The organism is Luteithermobacter gelatinilyticus (assembly GCF_005849285.1).
GTDB lineage: Bacteria > Pseudomonadota > Alphaproteobacteria > Sphingomonadales > Emcibacteraceae > Luteithermobacter > Luteithermobacter gelatinilyticus.
Map to the genome: position 1 here is coordinate 2,607,579 of NZ_CP040517.1, position 20,325 is coordinate 2,627,903.

The window sequence follows — 20,325 nt, forward strand, 5'->3', positions numbered from 1 at the left end:
ATATCGCTCAAGACGCCGGCAAGGACAGTTCCGGATTAAGCCGCTCTCCTTCCCAGTTCATCCCCCAATGCAGATGCGGCCCCGTCGCCCGGCCGGTCATGCCCACAGTGCCAAGAGGATCTCCTTGGCCGATTTTCTGTCTTTCCCGAACCGCCACACTGTCCAGGTGACAATACACCGTGCTCACGCCATAACCGTGATCAATGATCACCGTATTCCCCGTGTAATAAAGATCGGCGACCATGATGACTATGCCCCCCAACGGAGCCACCACCGGCGTGCCCTTGGGAGCGGCAATATCCATCCCGGTATGCGGGCTTTTCGGGGTGCCATTCAGAATCCGGTGATTGCCAAAATGTCCAGAGACTCGCCCCTTGACGGGCCAGATCATCTTGCGGCCAAAATCGGTCAGGTCACTGAGGACTGAACGGGCCTCGCGCACCCGCGCCGCATCATTGGCAATGCGCTGCCGCACCTCCGGCGGCGGCGTGACCATTTTCGGGGGCAGCCCGTCAATCACAGACACATCATATTTGTGTTCCTGCACCGGAAACCGGTATTCCCGGCGCTCGCCATCGGGGGGTATTACCGTAAAGGTGACCGTGCTCCCCTCTTTCCAGTTCAGTCCGAATGGGAAATAGCCCGCCGGCGTGAGCCGCAGCTTTTTGCCCTTGAAGATCACTTCACTACCCGCGGGGGCCTTGCCCACATAAAACCCGCCCTGAACCAGCGGGGAAGGCACCCGGAACTCAGGCCGGATCGCTTCTGTTGCGGCATTTACCGCCCCGGCAAAAAACAGCCATACCAAACACAATCCAAAACAAAGGACACCCCTCATAACAGTCTCCCCTGGCGCTCATCCCCGGAAGGGGGTTTTGTCTTGTTTTTGGTTTTTTTTGCCGGTTTCACCGGCTCGGAGGGCATGGGGGCGCTCACTGCCTGTGCCGAAACATGCCCATCCCGGAATTCGATATCCATCACATCACCGGCAGAAACCCGCGCCGCATTGGTAAGGGTCTTGCCTCGGGAATCGCGGATCACCGCATAGCCCCGTTCCAGCACCCGCTTGTAATTCAGGCTATCAAACAGACGCACCGGACTGTCCAGACGGCTTTTCTGCTGCTGCATCAGACGGGTCATGGCCGGCTGCAAACGTTCCGCCAGCATAGTAACCTTCTGCCGTTCCCGCCCGACATCCTGCACCAGAATATCCCCTCTCAGCCGCTCGCCAAGGGTTTCAAGCCGCATATGCTGCCGCTCACACATATGCCGCAGCGCTCGCGGCAAACGCACCGTTTTTTCGGCAAGGGTCTGCTGGTGGCGGCGTAGATCTCGCACCAACATATCGGCCCTGAGCCGCGCGCCCAGCGTATCAAGCCGCATGTGTTGTTTATCGCTGAGATGTTGCAGCGCCCGCGGCAGGCGGTCGGCAAGTTCATCAAACCTCTGCTGACTGAGCGACAGCAGGTCCTGCGGCCTGGGCAGGCCCCGTCCCAATCCCTCAATCCGTTGCCGCCGGTCCAGAAGCAGGCGCTGTTGGGCCCGCCCCAGCCGCACGGACAGATCCTGCACCGTATAGACCAGATCGGCCTTCACCGGCACGGCTATTTCCGCCGCCGCCGTGGGCGTCGGCGCCCGCCGGTCCGCGGCATAATCAATCAGGGTGGTGTCCGTCTCGTGCCCCACGGCGCTGATCAGGGGAATTTCGCTCGCCGCCGCGGCCCGCACCACCACTTCCTCATTGAAGGCCCACAGATCTTCGAGGCTGCCCCCGCCACGTGCCACAATCAGCACATCCGGGCGCGGAATATCGCCGCCCTCCTCCAGTCGGTTAAACCCCTCGATGGCTTCGGCCACCTGGGCCGCCGCCCCTTCGCCCTGCACCAGAACAGGCCAGACAATCACGTGGCGCGGGAAACGGTCCTCCAGCCGGTGCAGGATATCGCGGATCACCGCCCCCGTCGGGGACGTGACGACACCAATCACCTGCGGCAGGTAGGGGATCGGCTTCTTGCGTTCCGAAGCAAACAGTCCTTCAGCCGCGAGTTTTTTCTTGCGTTCCTCCAAAAGCGCCATTAACGCCCCGGCGCCCGCCGGTTCCATACGGTCAATGACAATCTGATATTTGCTGCGCCCCGGATAGGTGGTGAGCTTGCCGGTGCAGATCACCTCCAGCCCGTCTTCTGGCCGAAACGTGAGCCGGCCTGCCATGCCTTTCCACATCACCCCGTCAAGGACCGCTTTGTCATCCTTGAGGGCCAGATACATATGGCCGGACGCAGCGCGCTTAAGGCCGCTGAGTTCGCCGCGCACCCGCACATAACCGAAATTTTCCTCCACCGTACGCTTGAGCGACAGGCTCAACTCACTGACCGAATATTCCGGGGCATTGCTGCGGGCCGCCTGCGGGGGCCGGCCCGGGAAATGGGAATGATCTGACATGGACCGCTTACTTCTACTGCTTGCTTGAATCTCAGGCATCTTATGTTACAAGAGAGGAAATTTTTTAAAAGGACAAATCATCATGAATATTCTGGTCATCGGTTCCGGCGGCAGAGAACATGCGCTGACCTGGAAAATCGCCCAGTCTCCATTGGTGGACAAAATTTTCTGCGCCCCCGGCAATGGCGGCATGCAGGATCTGGCGGAATGCGTCAGCCTCGATCTTGCCGATCACGGCGCGGTCATCACCTTTTGCGACGAAAACGACATTGATCTGGTGGTTATCGGCCCCGAAGCCCCGCTGGTGGAGGGGCTGGTGGATAGTCTGGATCTGGCGGAAATTCCCGCTTTTGGCCCCACGGCCGCTGCAGCCCAGCTGGAAGGCTCCAAGGGGTTCACCAAGGATCTGTGCGCCAAATACAATATTCCCACCGCCGCCTACGGCCGGTTTCGTAACGCCGAGGCCGCCAAGGCCTTTATCAATGAAAAAGGCGCCCCCATTGTGGTCAAGGCCGACGGCCTGGCCGCGGGCAAGGGCGTGATTATCGCCCAGACCGTCGAGGAAGCCCACCAGGCCGTAGACGACATCTTCGGCGGACAGTTCGGTGCGGCCGGGGCGGAACTGGTGATCGAGGAATTTCTGGAAGGCGAAGAGGCCAGCTTCTTTGTGCTCACTGACGGAGAGACCATCCTGCCGCTGGCCACTGCCCAGGATCACAAACGGGTGGGAGACGGGGATATCGGCCCCAATACCGGCGGCATGGGTGCCTACAGCCCGGCCCCGGTGATGACTGAAGCGCTGATCGAACGCACGCTCAACGAGATCATCCTGCCCACAGTGCGCGGTATGAAAGAGGAAGGCATGCCGTTCGCCGGGGTGCTGTATGCCGGACTAATGATTACAGACAAGGGCCCGCAGCTCATTGAATACAATGTGCGCTTTGGCGATCCGGAATGCCAGGTGCTGATGATGCGACTGAAATCCGATATCGTGCCGGCACTTTTGGCCTGCGCCGCCGGCACATTACAGGAAGAAAGCCTGGACTGGCATGACGATGCGGCACTGACCGTAGTGATGGCCGCCAAAGGGTATCCGGGGTCTTATGAGAAAGGCACGGAAATCCGGGGACTTGATCAGGCCGGAACCACAGAAGATGTGGTTGTTTTCCATGCGGGAACAACCAGACAGAACAACCGGGTTCTGGCCACGGGCGGACGGGTGTTGAATATCACTGCCCGCGCCGGCAGCATCACAGCGGCCCGGGACCGCGCCTATGCCGCACTGGATAAGATCGACTGGCCCGAAGGTTTCTGCCGTCGTGACATCGGCTGGCGCGCCATCGCCCGCGAAAATGAAAAATGAAAAATAGAGTCGTTTTGATTTTAATGAAATGGGGGTTGACGAACTGGTTTGGCAAGAGTGCCATGTGAAAGCAGCCCCAATTCCCTCAGCCTGAAAGCCGACTTCGTTAACCCCCGTTTCTCCAAGCTCACCAAATATTGCTCGACAGAAAGAGGCGGGGCTTTCAGACTTTGTAATTGTTTGCTGATCGCCTGAAAAACAAGTCTGTAATTTAAATCAATCTGGCAAAGTACAAAATCATCCGGATGCTGAATTTCAATCTGCATTTCCCATAGATAGTCTTCGGGGAAATCAGCAAGATTATACGTCACAATCATATCGGCACGAGCCTTGAGAGCCGCCGCCAATACATGGCGGTCATTCACATCCGGTAACTTCAAATCCCCCATCAGTGTCTCATAATTTGTGATCAAGCTGTATTTGTGATCAAGCTGTCCGGGACTGCCTCGTTCATCAGTTTTCTGGTTCTGGACAACTTCGTTTCAGATATGTCAGGACGGTTTTGCCGCAAAGCACTGATCCATTCGTCATGGATTCTTTCAGTCCATTTTGCCCGGTATAATCCCGTTTGCGAAATCCTGATCAACAGGTCCCGCAAAACAGATGGATATAAAACACATGCATCCAGTACAACAACAAACGCCAATCTATGAATCCACCCCTAATTCTTGGGACAGCACCGCCAATTCATCCGCCGCCTTGTCCATTTCTTCATCACGACGTTTCTTATATTTCACAAGCTCTCCAAACAAAATTCGCCGATGTGTCCCCACTTTGTGATAGGGCAATTCTCCCCGCTCGAGCAGTTTGATCAGGAAAGGACGCGAGACATTTAAGAAATCCGCGGCCTCCTGAGTTGTCATCTCCTTATGCACTGGGACTATATTCACCGCATCCCCTTGAGCCATATATGTCATAATGTCGACCAGCAGACGTACGGCCTGACGGGGAAGAATAATCGTTTCGCGATGATCTTCTGCAATTTCGACACGAATTCCTTCTTCCCGGTCCAGAAAGCGGGCAAGACGACGACTGTTTTCCGTCGCGATTTTTCTTTCTTTGTCATCCGGCAATACAGGCATGATACCAACCATTATTAACACTCCCTTGTCGGACGAAACAGATCGCTCTGACAATCTCAGAGCACTTTAATGAAAGACATTATACATGATAATCGAAATAACCGCAACAAACAAAACAAGCAAAACAATCGAAATAAATGAAACTCAAACCTTATTCCAGAACCCCTTTCAATAGGTCTGCTGATACGATGCATAAACCTTCGCCTCTCTACACAATTCGTGACAGTTTTGTTGCATTTTCATGACGGGCGTGAAATTATGCGCCCGAACGATTCTGAAAAATTCTGAAACGCCGGGGTTTTGCATGACAGAAGCACCTGTGGTGGGGGAAACAACTGAGAATTACGGCCAGCGCCTCCTGCACTGGCTGTTTGTGTTTTTTCTGATTTATATGCTGATCTGCGCTGTAGGCATGATCGGATCAGGCTTCAAAGGCGCCACAAAAGGGCATGCGGAAGACTTGTTTGCCTTTGCCACAAATCCCTTCATGGGCCTGATTATCGGGGTGATTGCCACCGCCATGATCCAGTCTTCATCTACCGTTACCTCGATTATTGTCGGTCTGGTGGCCGGCGGTCTGCCGGTGGGAACCGCCGTGCCCATGATCATGGGAGCCAATATCGGCACCACCATCACCAACACCATTGTCAGCCTCGGCCATGTGCGCAAGAAAAAGGAATTCCGCCGCGCCTTTGCCGCTGCCACCATACACGATTTCTTTAACGTAATGGCGGTGGCAATATTCCTGCCCCTGGAAATCATGTTCGGCTTTCTGGAAAAGGCCGGGGCCCTGCTTGCCGGTATGATGGTCGGCGGAGATGATATGAGCGTCAAGGGTTTTAATTTCATCAAACCCCTGACCAAACCTGTCATTAATGAGGTGAGCAATGCCGCCCATTTCATTTCCGGTGAACTGGGGCCGATCGTGTTGATTTTCATCGGCATCGGTATCATTTTCCTGGCCATCACCTGGATCGGCAGGGTGCTTAAGAAACTGATGGTGGGGCGGGCCAAAAAAATCCTGCATGCCGCCATCGGCCGGGGGCCTCTGACCGGTATCTTTTCCGGAACGATCATCACCGTCCTTGTGCAGTCTTCTTCCACAACCACCAGCCTGATGGTACCGCTCGCCGGGAGTGGTGTGTTCCGCCTGAAACAGATTTATCCCTTCACCCTTGGTGCCAATATCGGCACCACCATCACGGCCCTTCTGGCCGCAACCGGCGCCGTTGGCCCTCTGGCAGTATATGCCCTGCAGATTGCCCTGGTGCATCTTTGTTTCAACATCGCCTCAGTGGTCCTGATCTACGGCATTACCCCATTGAGAAAACTGCCCCGGGCCGGGGCCATGTGGCTCGCCCGGATCTCCACGGAAAACAAAATTTATGCTATTCTGTATCTCTTGATGGTGTTTTTTGTTGTCCCGGGCCTATTGGTCCTGCTGTACCGGTTTTTCTAACTTTAAGGGAAGTGAATGATGATTGAGAAAGACCTGAGTTCCCTGTCCAACAAGAAACTAAAAAAAATGATTGCAGATACCGAAGAAATGCTGGCCATGATGAAGGAGGAACTCAAGCGCCGCAAACTGGCCAATCAGCATGAGGAGGTGGAGCATCTCGAAGATCACATGAACGAGGCCGAACATCGCATGGCAAGCCTTAAAACTTTCCTTACCGCCCTGTTCAAGGAAATGAAGAAGAGCTGATGTAATTCAGGAACCTGGGGTTACTCTCCAGCCCGGTTCGGCTGATCCTTATCCCCGTTATGCATCGCTTCGCGAATGGCGTCCTGCACCTGATCCTTCAACCCCTGGGCGGAGACGATGTGAATGTCCCGTTGTGGGAACGGCATTTCGACTTTGGGGTCTTCGGAGAATTTTTTCCAGATCAGGTAGTTCACATCGCTGGCCACATTGCTCACGCCCTGTTCGCTGTCGCGGATCCAGATCCTGAGCTCCAGGTCAATGGAGCTGTCCCCAAATCCCTTCACCTGCACCGTCGGGGCCGGCATTTTCAACACCCGCGGCACTTCATGGGCCGCTTCCAGCATCAGCTCCATGGCCCGGTCCAGATCCGAGGCATAGGAAACGCCCACCGGTAAGTGGCGGCGCACCTCGCTATTGGTATAGGTCCAGTTGATCACCGGTTGGGTGATCATGTCTTCGTTAGGCACCAGGAACTCCCGCCCGTCCCGGGAAATGACCGACGTATAACGGGCGGCCAGTTTGTCGATCCGCCCATAGGTACCGGACACTTCAATCACATCGCCGGGCTTGATGGATCGGTCCAACAGCAAGATCACCCCGGAAATAAAGTTGGATACCACCTTTTGCAGGCCAAAGCCCAGCCCCACACCGATCGCCCCGCCAAACACCGCAAGCGCCGTGAGGTCGATCCCCATGCTGCTGAGCGCCACCAAGAAGGCGATGGACACCAGCAGAATCTTGGTCAGTTTTCCCAGCAACACCCGGGCCGAAGGGGTCACCGTCGGCACCTTGCGCAACCAGTTTTCCATCAGCCCGGACAGAAACACCCCGATCCAGATCAACACCAGCAACGTGATCATGCCGGTAATAATGCCCAACACGCTGACTTCCGCCCCGCCCAGAGAAAAACGGGTATTTTCCAGCACCGCCATAACCGGTTCCAGCCAACCGACAATATTGAGCGCCACCAGGAGCCACACAAACACCCGCACCAGCCGGGCAATTTCCCTGTTCCGAATGAGATTGGTCGCCAGCCGGATCACAATCCAGGCTGACAAGAGACTGATGGCAATGCGCACCACATCATCGGGGTAGGCCTGGACTCGCATGACGGCCTGGGCAATTTGCAACAACAGAAGCCAGAAGATCGGCAGATATAGCGGATTGAGGTAACGGGCTTCGAGTTTCTGATAGATGATTTTGTCCCCCCAGAGTTTTTTCACCAGGGGTTTGAGCCAGAATACAATGCCGGTGCTGGTCAGCCACAAAAACAGAACGATGCCCAACTGCGCCAGAATGGTATAGGTCAGAACCCGCTCATCCATCCACAGGACGAGACTGTCCAGAATTTCCTGCCCCTTTATAAATAATTCTTCCATAGGCGAAGTTTAGCTTTTCCCGCCAGAGATGTAAAAGAATATCAGAAGGGCATCTTCTGCCCTTCCAGGAGCGTCCACAGCCCGATTCCGACAAACAGCAGGCTGGCGCCCCAGCGCGCGGCGTTGAGCGGCAGGCGCTGCATCAGCCAGTTGCCGGCGTAAATCACGGGCACATTGGCGATCATCATGCCCAGTGTGCTGCCAACAACCACCGCTCCCAAGGGCTCATACCGCGCGCCCAGCAAGACCGTCGCCACCTGGGTCTTATCCCCGATTTCCGCAATAAAGAACAAGATCAGACTGGCTAAAAAAGCACCATATGCCATAAACCGGCTCTCCTCCTCATCCTCATGGTCTGGGATCAGCAACCAGCCAGCCATCAACAGGAAACTTCCCCCCACGATCCAGGACAATAGCTCCACCGAAATCAGACCGGCAATAAGCTCTCCAAACCATGCCGAAGGCGCATGGTTAATGACGGTGGCCAGGAATATCCCGGCGATCAGCCCGATACGGTTGGAAAATCGGGTGGCAAGCACCAAGGACAATAATTGTGTCTTATCGCCAATTTCGGCAAGAGCGACAGAGAAGGTCGAAGTCAGTAACGCATCCATTTTAAACCATATTCCTGTTGAGAAATCCCCCAAAATAGAATCCCGCCGTTACCGGCGATCCTGAAAAAACGCCTTTAGCAATGCTGACGCCTGCTTTTCGCCAATCCCCCCATAAATCTCCGGCTGGTGATGGCACGTCGGCCGATGAAAAATGCGTGGGCCATGTTCTATCCCGCCGCCCTTGGGATCACTCGCCCCGTAATAAAGGCGCCGCAGGCGGGCAAAACTGATTGCCTGGGCACACATGGGGCAGGGTTCCAGCGTGACATAAAGATCACAATCCACAAGCCGTTCGCTGCCCAGCATCCGGCATGCCGCGCGAATGGCCAGAAGCTCCGCATGGGCCGTGGGATCCCGGTCCAGAATCACCCGGTTGGACGCCGCGGCCAGTATTTTTCCCGTCGCCCCATGCACGATCACCGCGCCCACGGGCACTTCCCCGTGTTGGGCGGCCCGCCGCGCTTCTGCCAGCGCCTTGTCCATATATGTGGTTTTCAGAATCATGTCCGGACCATGCGCATTCCGGTGCCAAAGGTCAAGGCCAAGATTCCAAAGCCAAGATTCCAAGGCCAAGTTTCATTGAAGAAGAGATTGATTTTTGCCGTATTTCCCTCTACATCGCAGCTCTGATAGTATGCCTCGGAGAGTATTTACTGATATTATTTAGGGCCAATATCCCCCGACGCGTCCCCAATGGACAAAGTGTTACCCCAATGGACAAGGTTTTACCATGAGCGACAAACCGGATCTTTCGAGTCCCTCAACTCCCACCGCCAAACCGGAACGCATCGCTAAGCTGCTGGCGCGGGCTGGGGTCGGCTCGCGCCGGGCCGTGGAACGCATGATCGAGGCCGGCATGGTCCGGCTCAACGGCAAACTGGTCACCACACCCGCCACTTTGGTGACATCGGTGCAGGGCATTACCGTAGACGGTGAAAAAGTCAGGGAACCGGAACCGCCGCGCTTGTGGAAATACCATAAACCTGCGGGACGGGTGACCAGCTATTTCGACCCCGAAGAGCGCCCCACCATTTTTCAGGCGCTGCCCGAGCATATGCCCAGGGTGATTTCCGTGGGCCGTCTCGACATCAACACCGAAGGTCTGCTGCTGCTCACCAATGACGGGGAATTGAGCCGCTGGATGGAATTACCGGATACCGGCTGGCTGAGGCAATATAAGGTGCGCGCCCATGGCCGGCCCAATCAAAAACGGCTGGAGGAAATCCGCGCTGGGGTGACTATTGACGGGGTGGTCTATCGGGAAGTGGATATCGAAATCCCCGAGCAGGCGGAAACCTCCAACATCTGGCTAACCATTGGCCTTCGCGAAGGTAAAAACCGCGAGGTCCGTAAACTTCTGGAATACGCCGGACTAAAGGTCACCCGCCTCATCCGTCTGCGTTACGGTCCCTTCGACCTGGGGCGGATGACCCGGGGCCAGGTGGTGGAGATTCCCGAGGCGGAACTGAAACTGAAATGTCGGGAATTTTTTGAAACCAGAGGGATCGAGATCCCAGAAGAGCCCCAGCGGGAAAAACCAAAACCCAAAGCCGGATGGGCCAAACCTAAGCCCAAGGCTCACCCGCGTCGCCAGGGCAAACGCCGCGCCGCGCTTTCCGCAAAACCGGAGAGTTTACCCAAATCCCCAAAAAAATCCGGAGCAAAATACACGACGGAATCTGGAGTCAGCCGGGCACGCCCTGCAAAACCCAAAACGGTGGGCGGGGCCAAGACCAGCAGGACCAAAAAATGAGAATCATTGGCGGCATACACAAGGGACGTCGTTTGACCCCCCCAGAGTCCCGAAATATCCGCCCGACCACGGACCGCATGCGGGAGACCCTGTTTAATCTTCTGCAAAATTCTCTGGGCCTCTGTTTCGCCGATTGTCATGTCCTTGATGCCTTTGCGGGAACCGGAGCTTTGGGGCTGGAAGCCCTGTCCCGCGGTGCCGCCCATGTCACCTTCGTGGAAAAAAACCCCCGCGCCCTGCGGCTGCTCAAGAAAAACGTCGCCCTGCTCAAGGCAGAAAAAAATACAACTGTAAAGAGTACAGATGCCTGCTCCATTAAGCGGCCTGACAGGCCGTTCGCTCTGGTTTTCCTAGACCCACCCTATCACCGGGATCTGCTGCGACCGGCATTGGATAATCTGCACACTCAACAGGCGCTAACCCCAAACGCCTATATTGTTGCAGAATATTCTTCAAAGGAAGATATTGTTTTTTATGAATTTTTAGAAAAAATAAGCGAACGCATCTATGGCGACAGCAAAGTTTCCATTTTTCGCTACCATCCTCATTCACAACTTTGAAAAATATATATTTGATCCGGAACACCTGGAAGCTTATACTCTCCTGCGCGAAGGAAATACACGCATTAGGTGTTTTTACTCTCATAAAAGAGTCCCCGATGACAACGGACAAAAACCGCTTTTCCCACAACGACTATGAACGTTCCATGGAATTGGAACGGCGGGGGCTGATCAGTTGCCTGAGCTATATTCTCCAGGAGGTGGAACTTGCCGGGCTGGACCTGGCGGCACTCCATCTGAAAATCGCCATTGAAGAGATCAGAGACGCCCCCCGCACGACCTCGACCGGCCCTGTCGCGGAATAGCCCTCCTTCTTGCCCAAATTCACTCTAACGCCGGCCAAACAGCTTTTCCACATCTGCCAGCTTAAGCTCCACATAGGTCGGACGGCCATGATTGCATTGCCCGGAATGGGGCGTGGCTTCCATCTGCCGCAACAGGGCGTTCATTTCCTCGGTGGTCAGCCGGCGGCCGGCCCGTACGCTGCCGTGACAGGCCATGGTGCCGCACACCTCTTCCAACCGTTCCTTGAGGCTAAGCGCCTCATCCAGTTCCGCCAGATCGTCCGCCAGATCCCGCACCAGCCCCTTGATATCCACCTCCCCCAGAAGGGCAGGGGTTTCCCGGACCACCACGGCACCTTCCCCGAAAGGTTCCAGCACCAGCCCCATTTCCTCAAGCTCCTCCCGACGGGCGCAGAGCCTGTCGGCCGCCGCCGGATCCAGCTCCACCACTTCCGGCAGCAGCAACGCCTGCCGGGCCACGCCGTTTTCCGCCATATGGGCTTTCATTTTTTCATAAACCAGCCGTTCATGGGCCGCGTGCTGATCCACAATGACAATGCCGTCACGGGTCTGGGCCACAATATAGGTTTCATGAAGCTGGCCCCTGGCCGCACCCAGCGGATATTGTGCATAATCCTGTTCCGGCAAGTCCGGTGAACCGCCCCCCTGTCCCGAGATCCCCCCCGCATCGGTGCGTCCCACTGGCGGGGCAAAATCCCGGCTTTCCCGGTCCAGCAACATTTGTTGAGACGGGCCAGGCAGCGGGCCGGCGGCCGCCGGCATTCCCAAAGGCTGGTAGAACGCCTGGGCCTGATCCGACATTCCCTGTGGTGGTGGCGCAGGAGAGGACAGATGGCGGGTTCCGTACTGGCCCTGGTAACGGCCCGAATGTGCCGAAAGAGACGCCCCTTCCGGCGTCAACGCCCCTAAGGCGGAACTGGCCACGGTGGTGGATGCCCGGTGGCCGGCCTCGGCTAGGGCATGTTTCAAAGAGCCCACAATCAACCCCCGGACCAACCCACTATCGCGGAACCTTACCTCAGCCTTTGCCGGATGCACATTGACATCCACCAGTTCCGGCGGCATGTCCAGAAACAACGCCAGAACCGGATGGCGGTCCCGGGCCAGAAAGTCCATATAGGCGCCGCGCACCGCCCCGGTCAGAAGTTTGTCTTTCACCGGCCGGCCATTGACAAACAGGTACTGATGCTGGGCATTGCCCCGGTTATAGGTGGGCAGGCCCGCATATCCGGTAAGGCGCACATCCTCCCGCGTCACATCAAGCGGCAAGGCATTGTCTGCAAATTCGCTGCCCAATATGGCCGACAAGCGCCGCAAACGGCTGTCTGCCGGATTGTTTTCGAGACTGTCCTCAAGGTCAGGTTGTTGGGCGGAGACCTGAAAGGCCCGCCGGGCACCATCATACAAGGTAAAGGAGATCTGCGGATGCGCCATGGCCAGCCGCTTGATCACATCCAACGCATAAGAAAATTCCGTCCGCTCGGTTTTCAGGAATTTAAGCCGGGCCGGAGTGGCAAAAAACAGATCCCTCACCTCAACCCGGGTGCCGCGGTTCAACGCCGCCGGGACGGGAGGGGATTTGCGCCCGCCTTCAATGTCAATTCTCCATGCCTCTTCGCTGCCCTCGGCCCGACTGATCAAGCTGAAACGGGCCACGGAGGCGATGGAGGGCAACGCCTCTCCCCGGAATCCCATCGTGGTGATATGGGTCAGATCGTCTTCACGCAGTTTGGAGGTGGCATGACGCTCCACCGCCAGCTCAAGCTCCTCTGCCGTCATGCCACAACCGTCATCGGTTACTGAAATCAATGTCCGGCCGCCATCGCTCATCACCACATCAATGGTTTTCGCCCCCGCATCAATGGCATTCTCCACCAGTTCCTTAACGGCACTGGCCGGGCGTTCAATCACCTCGCCGGCAGCAATATGGTTGATGGTGCGTTCTGACAAACGACGGATTTTCAATGAAGTTTCTCCCGAACAACGGTTCTTTCTGATTGCTGTAGTTTATTCTAGAGTGAAAAGTCACAAGATGGAACCGCGCCATAAAATAGCCCCAACTTTTTCCCTTTTCTGACACCTCAGCGACATATTCCCCAATTAATCTCCGCTCATATAGATACGGGCAATTTTTTTGGAAACTCTAGACTTGTTATTCACGACACATGAAGATACAAGACACATGAAGACACCGGGGATTATCATCATGACACTTTTTCACGGACTAACTTTCGGGCTGGGGCTCGGCGCGCTCAGCGCGACTTTTTTAACGCCTTCCGCAGACCATGTATTCATTTTGGCCGCGACCGGTTCGCTTTTGCTGATCATCGAAGGCGCCCGGCTCATGGCCACCCGCCCCCGCCGGGCCCAACAGAATTGAGCCAACCTATTTACAGTTCACTCTAGTGAGCGGCGCCGGCGTCCTTACCGGCCTGCCCCAGTTTCGTGAGAGGAAGGTCATCCAGACCTGCCGGATCGCCGACCACAACCCAGAAAAGCCGATCAGGATGCAGAAGCCGGCGGGCCACGCGACCGATCTGTTCGCGGGTGACGTTGTTGATATATTCATTGCGGCGGGCAAAATAGCTGGGCTCAAATCCTAAAATCTGGGCCCCAATCAACTGACTGGCAATGGCGCCGCTGGTGGCAAAGTTCAGGGCATAGGATCCCGTCAGATAGGTTTTGGCGTCCTGAAGTTCCTCTTCACTCACCCCATTCTCGACAAGATTGCGGATTTCCTGCTGCACAAGGGCAATGGCTTCCGTCGCGCGCTCATTCTGGGTGCCCAGACTGCCGATAAATAGCCCGCCATATTCCATGGGCTGAAAAGAGGTGCCGACGCTGTAGGCCAGCCCCTTTTCCTCACGCACACTTTCTGCCAGCCGCGATGTCAGCCCGCCCCCACCCAGAATATAATTCATCACATAAGCCGCATACCAGTCCGGATCCAGCCGTTTGAGGCCCTGATGGCCGAACAGGATGGTGGACTGATGCCCCGGGTGACGGTGCAGATACACAGCACCGGGAGTCTTTGCCTTCACATCCTGAAGGTACCCATCAATCGCCTCATCCGCCAGCCGACCAAACGCCAGATCCAGAAGCTCGGCGAGTTCCTGCGCCGTAATATCCCCTACCACGCCGATCACCAAGCGGTCCCGGGTCAGGCGCTCTTCCCGATAAGCCACCAGATCGTCCCGCGTGAGCGCACGAATGGTGTCTTTGGTCCCGTCGCCATCGCGGCCATAGGGGTGTTCGGGATAGACCATCTCGCGGAAAATTTTACTCGCAATGCTCCCTGGATCTTCCTGTTTGCGAATCAGGATGGTCAACATTTGCTGGCGGATACGTTCAATGGCGTCCTGATCAAACCGCGGTTCGTTCAGCGCCAGGGATAAAAGACGAAAAGCTTCATGGCGATTTTCGCTCAGGGTTTTTAGCGATCCTTCAAGACGTTCACGCCGTGACGAGAAGCCCAACTTGATGGCTTTGTTTTCCAGGGCCGTCTGGAATGCTCGCGCATCCATATCGCCTGCCCCTTCATCTAGAAGCGCCGCCACCATGGTGCTAAGCCCTTGCTTGTGAACCGGATCGCGCACCTCGCCCCCCTGGAAGGCGAATTTCATGCTGATCAGCGGGATAGTGTGGTTCTCCACAAGCCAGGCTTCGATCCCCAACGGGGTAATCACTTTTTGCACGGGAATATCGGCCCGCGCCGGCACAAGAAACAGGCCCAGGAGCCCCCCAATCACTCCCCCAATCACCAGGACAAGGCGTGATGAATTTTTCAAGGAATTCATCAGAGGATTCATCAAGGGTTTCATGATGCTCATGGGGTTTCTCCCGTTTGCGCCCCATCGGCGGGCAGCAACAGCCCGGTGACGGATTTACGAAGATCCAGCACATACCCGGCCGCGGCCCGAACATCTTCCGGGGTCACCGTCCGGATGCTTTGCGGCCAGTTTTGTACGTCTTCAATCGTGCTGCCGGTGGTCAGCGCCTGACCGTAAATCTGCGCCATGGTGCTGATGCTGTCGCGCGCATAGACAGCCTCCGCCACCAGGCGGGTCTTCACCCGTTTCAAATCTTCGGCCCACATACCCGGGTCTGTCTGGTCGGCCAGAAATTCAGCAATCACCTGATCCACCGCCTGTTCCACAATTTTCAGGGCTTCTTCCGGGGTTTCGGCAAGACCGGGCCGGGGAATGGCATAAAGCAGGAAGGTATCCGGATCATATGAAGTGCCGTTATAATTGCTGCCTGCCGCCACCGCAATCTTCTGTTCCACCACCAGTTTCTGGTATAAAAGGCTGGTGGTCCCCGATCCCAGGAGGCCACTCAGAACATCCAGAGCCGGGGCATGATGAGAAGCGCCCGCGCTATAGCTAGGCGCATGATAGCTGCGGATCCAGGTAGGCTGCTGCACCCGTTCGTCGCGATGCTCCACCCTGAGGGCGGCCTCTTGCGCGGGTTCCGGGGGCCGGCGGCGTTCCGGAACAGGGGTACCGGGAATTGGTGCGTAATATTTTTCGGCCAACGCCCTGACCTGATCCGGGGTAACATCCCCTGCCACAATGAGGATGGCATTGGCCGGATTGTAATATTTTCGGTAAAATTCCCGCACATTTTCCAACGACAGTTTTTCCAACTCCCGCCGCCAGCCGATAATCGGAATGCCGTAAGGATGTTCTTCAAACAAAGCCGCTGCCATTTTTTCCCGCAGCAAGGCCAAAGGCTGGTTGTCGATGCGCATGCTGCGTTCCTCCAACACCACGTCCCGCTCCGACAGCACATCCTGCTCATCCAGTTCCAGGTTGACCATGCGGTCCGCTTCCAGCTGCATCATCAGCGGCAGACGGTCTGCTGCCACCGTCTGGTAATAACCGGTATAATCCGCCGAGGTAAAAGCATTATGCCGGCCACCGTTGCGGGCGACAATGCGGGAAAATTCCCCCTCGGGCAGGGTTTTGGTGCGCTTGAACAGCATATGCTCCAGGAAATGAGCAAGGCCCGACTGCCCCTCAGGGTCATCCGCCGCGCCCACCCGGTACCAGACCATATGGGTGACAATGGGCGCCCGGTGATCGGGGATCACCACCACCTGCATATGGTTATCGAGAACAAAACTTTCGATCTCCGTCCCGTCGGCCCGCACAGCCGGCGCGGCAAAGATCAGGACCAGCATCACACAGGTGAAAAAACAGTGCTTTATCAAAATGCCCCGACCAGCCCAAAAATCAGTCACTGTTTTCTCCTTGATGTTTTTCCGTCCCCTTCTGCAAAGAGAGCAAAAAGGGAAGGAAACATGACGAAGCAATAAAGAGGCATTGCCGCGGGGGTATACCCTAACGCCCGAAAAGCGCCTGCCGGGCCAGTTGTTCAGGCGTATAGGTGCCGGAGACTTCCGTATCGTCCCCCGGCGGGCGCAAATGATATTCCGGCGGGACAACCAATGCCGGATTGCGCAGAACCAGAAACTCATCGGGCGCATCCTTGCCGCTGCAAGCTGCCAGAAGCATCACCATAAATGCCGCCCCACTCAAAAGAAGTTTATTCGTCACAGATCAATTCCCTTTCACACATTTTTCCGCCCCGGTATCACCTTCGGGACGTCATCGCGACTGTCCTGCGTCACTTTTGTTTCGTCCCGTTTTCCGTATCGTGTTTCTTTCGGCCCGTGGTCCCCTGCCGGAAAAAGGCATCCCACACCAAAAGGGCGGCCCCGGTGGAGATAAACGCATCCGCCACATTAAAAATGGCGAAAGACCAGTCTCCCCAGTGGAACTGGAAAAAATCCGCTACGGCCCCAAACACGACCCGGTCGTAAATGTTACCCAATGCGCCGCCAATGACAAGCCCTATTGCCACCATAGCGAGACGAGACGGCACGGATTTGAGCCAAAACAGCAACGCCAGCACAATGGCGCTGGTCAAAGCCACCAGTGCCCAGCGTCCGGTATCGCTTTCGGCGCTGAACAATCCAAAGCTCACCCCCCGATTCCATACCATAACCACATTAAAGACCGGCAGGATTTCCACCACCCCTTTTTCCGGCAGGCGGAAAATATCCAGGAACCACCATTTGCTGGCCCGGTCGATCAGAAACACGGCCAGAGCCAATGCGACCCCCCGGATAAACATCAGCCTTTTCCACCATTTTGGGCGGCTGCAGCCTCTTTTTCAGGAAGGTCGATATCCAAGGCCTCCACCGCCTCGGCACAGCGCCCGCAGATATCCTCATGACCAGGAAGGTTGCCCACTTCGGGCAGCACCTGCCAGCAGCGTTCGCATTTTTGTCCCTCGGCCAGCGTCGATACCACCGCCACACCGGCCACATCCTCAAGACGGAAGGCGCCTTCCGGCGCGGCCTCCAGGACCAGTTCGGCCGCCGATGTGATGCTGAGCTCCGCCAGATCAACCCCTTCCAGCGCCGCGCCATAGGCCGGATCATCCACATAGACCCGGACCGCCGCCTGCAGGCTGGAACCAATGCGCTTTTCGCGCCGTTCCACTTCCAGCGCGCCCGTCACGACCCGGCGCAAGTGCCGGATTTTCACCCATTTTTCCGCCAGCGCCGCATCGTGCCAATCGGCGGGAACGGGATAAAATTCCTTCAAATGCACACTGTCCGCCTCATCGGGGAAACGCGCCTGCCAGACCTCTTCGGCGGTAAACACCAGGATCGGGGCCAGCCAACGGGTCAAGCAGTGGAAAATCGCATCCAGTACCGTCCGCGCTGCCCGCCGTCGGGCGGAAGCGCGGGCATCGCAATACAGCGCATCCTTGCGAATATCGAAATAAAACGCCGAAAGGTCAACGATACAGAAATTATACAGCGCATTATACATTCGGTGGAAATTGTAATTTTCCACACAATCCCGCACCAGAGCGTCCAGCTCGCTCAGACGATGCAGAACCCAACGGTCCAGTTCCGGCATTTCCGCAACCGACAGGCGCTCCGTCTCCTCGAACCCCGCGAGATTACCGAGCAGAAACCGCAAGGTGTTGCGGATCTTGCGATAGGCTTCCACCTGTCCCTTGATGATGTTTTCGCCGATACGATGATCATTGAAATAATCGGTGGACGTCACCCACAAGCGCAGAATATCCGCGCCGTACTGTTTGACCACTGCCTGCGGTTCAATGCCGTTGCCCAGTGACTTGGACATTTTCATGCCTTTTTCATCCAGCGTAAAGCCGTGGGTCAGTACCGCCTTGTAGGGCGCATGGCCCCGGGTGCCGCAGCTTTCCAGAAGAGACGACTGGAACCAGCCGCGATGCTGGTCGGTGCCTTCCAGATAGAGATCTGCGGGGCTGCGTAAGTCCTCGCGGTCTTCCAGGACAAAACTGTGTGTGGAACCGGAATCAAACCATACGTCCAGAATATCCATAACCTGCTCATACTCTTCGGCCGCATAGTCATTGCCCAAAAAGCGGGACGGGTCACTGTCAAACCAGGCATCGGCCCCTTCCGCCGCCACCGCCTCGGCAATGCGGGCGTTGACCGCCTCGTCCCTGAGCAGCTCGCCACTTTGTTTGTTGACAAACACCGCAATGGGCACGCCCCAGGCGCGCTGGCGGGAGATAACCCAGTCGGGACGACTTTCCACCATAGCGGTAATCCGCCGTTCCCCGCTGTCAGGGATCCAGCGGACCTCACCAATAGCCTTCAGCGCCTTGTCGCGCAACCCGTTGGTCTCCATCGAGATAAACCACTGCGGCGTGTTGCGGAAAATCAGCGGCGCCTTGGAGCGCCAGCTGTGGGGATAGCTGTGTTCCAACGTATCTCGCGCCAGCAGCGCATCAACCTTTTCCAGTTCCTCACACACCCGATCATGCACCTTGAACACATGGTCGCCAGCAAAAAGCGGCACATGATCATAATACCGGCCGCCGTCATCCACCGTGAACGGCACCTCAAGACCGAATTCCAGTCCTACCTCATAGTCTTCCTGGCCATGACCCGGGGCGGTATGGACAAACCCGGTCCCCGCCTCCGTCGTCACATGCGCCCCCGGCAACAGCGGTACATCAAAATCATACCCCTTGCCATGCCAGGGATGATGGCAGACGCTGCCCTCCAGCGCCGCCCCTTTGAACCGGGTCAGCGTGGTGAATTCAGTGATGCCGCAGCGGCCCCTCATCTCCTCCAGAAGCGCTTCGGCCACCACAAGGCGCCGCCCGGAGCGGACCCGGCTGTCTTCAGCCACGCCAGCCACCTCGATCACCACATAGTCGATCTCCGCGCCATAGGCGATGGCCCGGTTGCCCGGCAGGGTCCAGGGCGTCGTGGTCCAGATGACGATATCAGCACCTTCCAATTCCGCCAGGGAAGGTTTCACCACCGGGAACGCCACATCCACCATATGCGAGGTATGAGTGTGATATTCCACTTCCGCCTCGGCCAGCGCGGTTTTTTCCACCACCGACCACATGACCGGTTTGGAACCGCGATAAAGGCTGCCATTCATGAGAAATTTGTGTAATTCACGCACGATCTGTGCTTCGGCGGCGTAATCCATGGTGAGATAAGGATTATCCCAATCCCCGAAAATGCCCAGCCGTTTAAATTCCTCACGTTGCACGTCGATCCATTTTGCGGCAAACTCCCGACATTCCCGCCGGAATTCCACCAACGGCACCTCGTCCTTGGATTTTTTCTTTTTGCGGTATTTTTCCTCGATTTTCCATTCAATGGGCAGGCCATGACAATCCCAGCCCGGCACATAGACCGCGTTATAGCCGGACATCTGCCGCGCGCGCACAATCACGTCTTTGAGAATCTTGTTCAAGGCGTGACCGATATGGATATTACCGTTGGCGTAGGGCGGACCATCATGTAGGATAAACTGCTCCCTGTCCTTGCTTTTCTCGCGCAGCCGGCCATAAATGTCCATGGTCTGCCAACGGGCGAGCCAGCCCGGTTCACGATTGGGCAGATTCCCCTTCATGGGGAAATCCGTCACCGGCAAAAAGATCGAAGGACGGTAATCTCTGGTCATGACGCACTTTTCATATCTACTGTGAGTAAATAAATATCCTGCTTACTTCCCAAGGCGGAAAATTGCCACTTTGTAGCAAGGGAAGCTCCCGGCTGTCGAGCCTTTTTCGCGGTTATCTGCCTC

Annotated in this window: 20 protein-coding genes; 7 read left to right on the forward strand and 13 right to left on the reverse strand. The window is 56.4% G+C overall.

Annotation, left to right across the window (positions count from 1 at the left end; all coding sequences use genetic code 11):
- Positions 1 to 7 precede the first annotated feature (7 nt).
- Both FE788_RS11705 and xseA read right to left on the reverse strand, forming a co-directional pair.
- A complete protein-coding gene (locus FE788_RS11705) occupies positions 8 to 838 on the reverse strand; it encodes a M23 family metallopeptidase (protein WP_138380811.1) in 831 nt (276 codons plus the stop codon).
- Entirely contained in the window at positions 835 to 2,442 is a 1,608-nt protein-coding gene (xseA, locus tag FE788_RS11710; protein ID WP_138380812.1) for an exodeoxyribonuclease VII large subunit, read from the reverse strand. The genes FE788_RS11705 and xseA overlap by 4 nt, the downstream gene beginning before the upstream one ends.
- Before the next feature lie 82 nt (positions 2,443 to 2,524).
- Between xseA and purD the strand changes: the two genes are divergently transcribed.
- Positions 2,525 to 3,805: a phosphoribosylamine--glycine ligase gene (gene purD / locus FE788_RS11715; RefSeq protein ID WP_138380813.1), complete on the forward strand. Its 1,281-nt coding sequence runs from the start codon at positions 2,525 to 2,527 to the stop codon at positions 3,803 to 3,805.
- Between the two features lie 20 nt (positions 3,806 to 3,825).
- Here purD and FE788_RS11720 read toward each other — a convergent pair whose 3' ends face one another.
- A complete protein-coding gene (locus tag FE788_RS11720; RefSeq protein ID WP_342779521.1) occupies positions 3,826 to 4,194 on the reverse strand; it encodes a PIN domain-containing protein in 369 nt (122 codons plus the stop codon).
- 258 nt (positions 4,195 to 4,452) lie between these two features.
- A complete protein-coding gene (locus FE788_RS11725; protein WP_138380814.1) occupies positions 4,453 to 4,899 on the reverse strand; it encodes a helix-turn-helix domain-containing protein in 447 nt (148 codons plus the stop codon).
- A 292-nt stretch (positions 4,900 to 5,191) separates the two neighbouring features.
- On the opposite strand from FE788_RS11725, the gene FE788_RS11730 reads away from it, so the two are divergent.
- Positions 5,192 to 6,346, forward strand: coding sequence for a Na/Pi symporter (locus FE788_RS11730; protein ID WP_138380815.1), 1,155 nt, complete (start codon positions 5,192 to 5,194; stop codon positions 6,344 to 6,346).
- A gap of 15 nt (positions 6,347 to 6,361) precedes the next feature.
- Positions 6,362 to 6,592, forward strand: coding sequence for a hypothetical protein (locus FE788_RS11735; RefSeq protein ID WP_138380816.1), 231 nt, complete (start codon positions 6,362 to 6,364; stop codon positions 6,590 to 6,592).
- Positions 6,593 to 6,612: 20 nt separating this feature from the next.
- Here FE788_RS11735 and FE788_RS11740 read toward each other — a convergent pair whose 3' ends face one another.
- From FE788_RS11740 to FE788_RS11750, 3 genes are read right to left on the reverse strand one after another with little or no spacing between them, the layout of a single operon-like run.
- A complete protein-coding gene (locus FE788_RS11740; RefSeq protein WP_138380817.1) occupies positions 6,613 to 7,971 on the reverse strand; it encodes a mechanosensitive ion channel family protein in 1,359 nt (452 codons plus the stop codon).
- Positions 7,972 to 8,012: 41 nt separating this feature from the next.
- Entirely contained in the window at positions 8,013 to 8,585 is a 573-nt protein-coding gene (locus FE788_RS11745; RefSeq protein ID WP_138380818.1) for a TMEM165/GDT1 family protein, read from the reverse strand.
- Positions 8,586 to 8,633: 48 nt separating this feature from the next.
- Complete coding sequence (locus FE788_RS11750) at positions 8,634 to 9,089, reverse strand: nucleoside deaminase (protein ID WP_168190451.1); 456 nt, start codon at positions 9,087 to 9,089, stop codon at positions 8,634 to 8,636.
- 226 nt (positions 9,090 to 9,315) lie between these two features.
- Here FE788_RS11750 and FE788_RS11755 point away from each other — a divergent pair, with 226 nt between their 5' ends.
- From FE788_RS11755 to FE788_RS11765, 3 genes are all read left to right on the forward strand, one after another.
- On the forward strand, positions 9,316 to 10,338 hold the full coding sequence (locus FE788_RS11755; protein ID WP_138380819.1) for a pseudouridine synthase: 1,023 nt from the start codon (positions 9,316 to 9,318) through the stop codon (positions 10,336 to 10,338).
- A complete protein-coding gene (gene rsmD, locus FE788_RS11760) occupies positions 10,335 to 10,898 on the forward strand; it encodes a 16S rRNA (guanine(966)-N(2))-methyltransferase RsmD (protein WP_138380820.1) in 564 nt (187 codons plus the stop codon). Before FE788_RS11755 ends, rsmD begins: the two co-directional genes overlap by 4 nt.
- A 98-nt stretch (positions 10,899 to 10,996) precedes the next feature.
- Positions 10,997 to 11,203 carry a hypothetical protein gene (locus FE788_RS11765; protein ID WP_138380821.1) on the forward strand — a complete coding sequence of 69 codons (207 nt, stop codon included), beginning with the start codon at positions 10,997 to 10,999 and terminating at the stop codon, positions 11,201 to 11,203.
- Between the two features lie 24 nt (positions 11,204 to 11,227).
- Here the strand turns inward: FE788_RS11765 and mutL are convergent, their stop codons facing one another.
- A complete protein-coding gene (gene mutL, locus FE788_RS11770) occupies positions 11,228 to 13,168 on the reverse strand; it encodes a DNA mismatch repair endonuclease MutL (protein WP_138380822.1) in 1,941 nt (646 codons plus the stop codon).
- A 241-nt stretch (positions 13,169 to 13,409) separates the two neighbouring features.
- On the opposite strand from mutL, the gene FE788_RS14130 reads away from it, so the two are divergent.
- Entirely contained in the window at positions 13,410 to 13,583 is a 174-nt protein-coding gene (locus FE788_RS14130) for a hypothetical protein (RefSeq protein ID WP_168190396.1), read from the forward strand.
- A gap of 22 nt (positions 13,584 to 13,605) precedes the next feature.
- On the opposite strand, the gene FE788_RS11775 is transcribed toward FE788_RS14130, so the two are convergent.
- The 5 genes from FE788_RS11775 to ileS all read right to left on the reverse strand — a co-directional run bounded on the left by FE788_RS11775 (position 13,606) and on the right by ileS (position 20,202).
- Entirely contained in the window at positions 13,606 to 15,033 is a 1,428-nt protein-coding gene (locus FE788_RS11775; protein ID WP_138380823.1) for a M16 family metallopeptidase, read from the reverse strand.
- A complete protein-coding gene (locus tag FE788_RS11780) occupies positions 15,030 to 16,445 on the reverse strand; it encodes a M16 family metallopeptidase (RefSeq protein WP_210413956.1) in 1,416 nt (471 codons plus the stop codon). The genes FE788_RS11775 and FE788_RS11780 overlap by 4 nt, the downstream gene beginning before the upstream one ends.
- Before the next feature lie 100 nt (positions 16,446 to 16,545).
- Positions 16,546 to 16,761, reverse strand: coding sequence for a DUF3035 domain-containing protein (locus FE788_RS11785; protein WP_168190397.1), 216 nt, complete (start codon positions 16,759 to 16,761; stop codon positions 16,546 to 16,548).
- Between the two features lie 70 nt (positions 16,762 to 16,831).
- Positions 16,832 to 17,341, reverse strand: coding sequence for a signal peptidase II (gene lspA, locus FE788_RS11790; RefSeq protein WP_138380824.1), 510 nt, complete (start codon positions 17,339 to 17,341; stop codon positions 16,832 to 16,834).
- Entirely contained in the window at positions 17,341 to 20,202 is a 2,862-nt protein-coding gene (gene ileS / locus FE788_RS11795) for an isoleucine--tRNA ligase (RefSeq protein WP_138380825.1), read from the reverse strand. Before ileS ends, lspA begins: the two co-directional genes overlap by 1 nt.
- Positions 20,203 to 20,325: the final 123 nt, after the last annotated feature.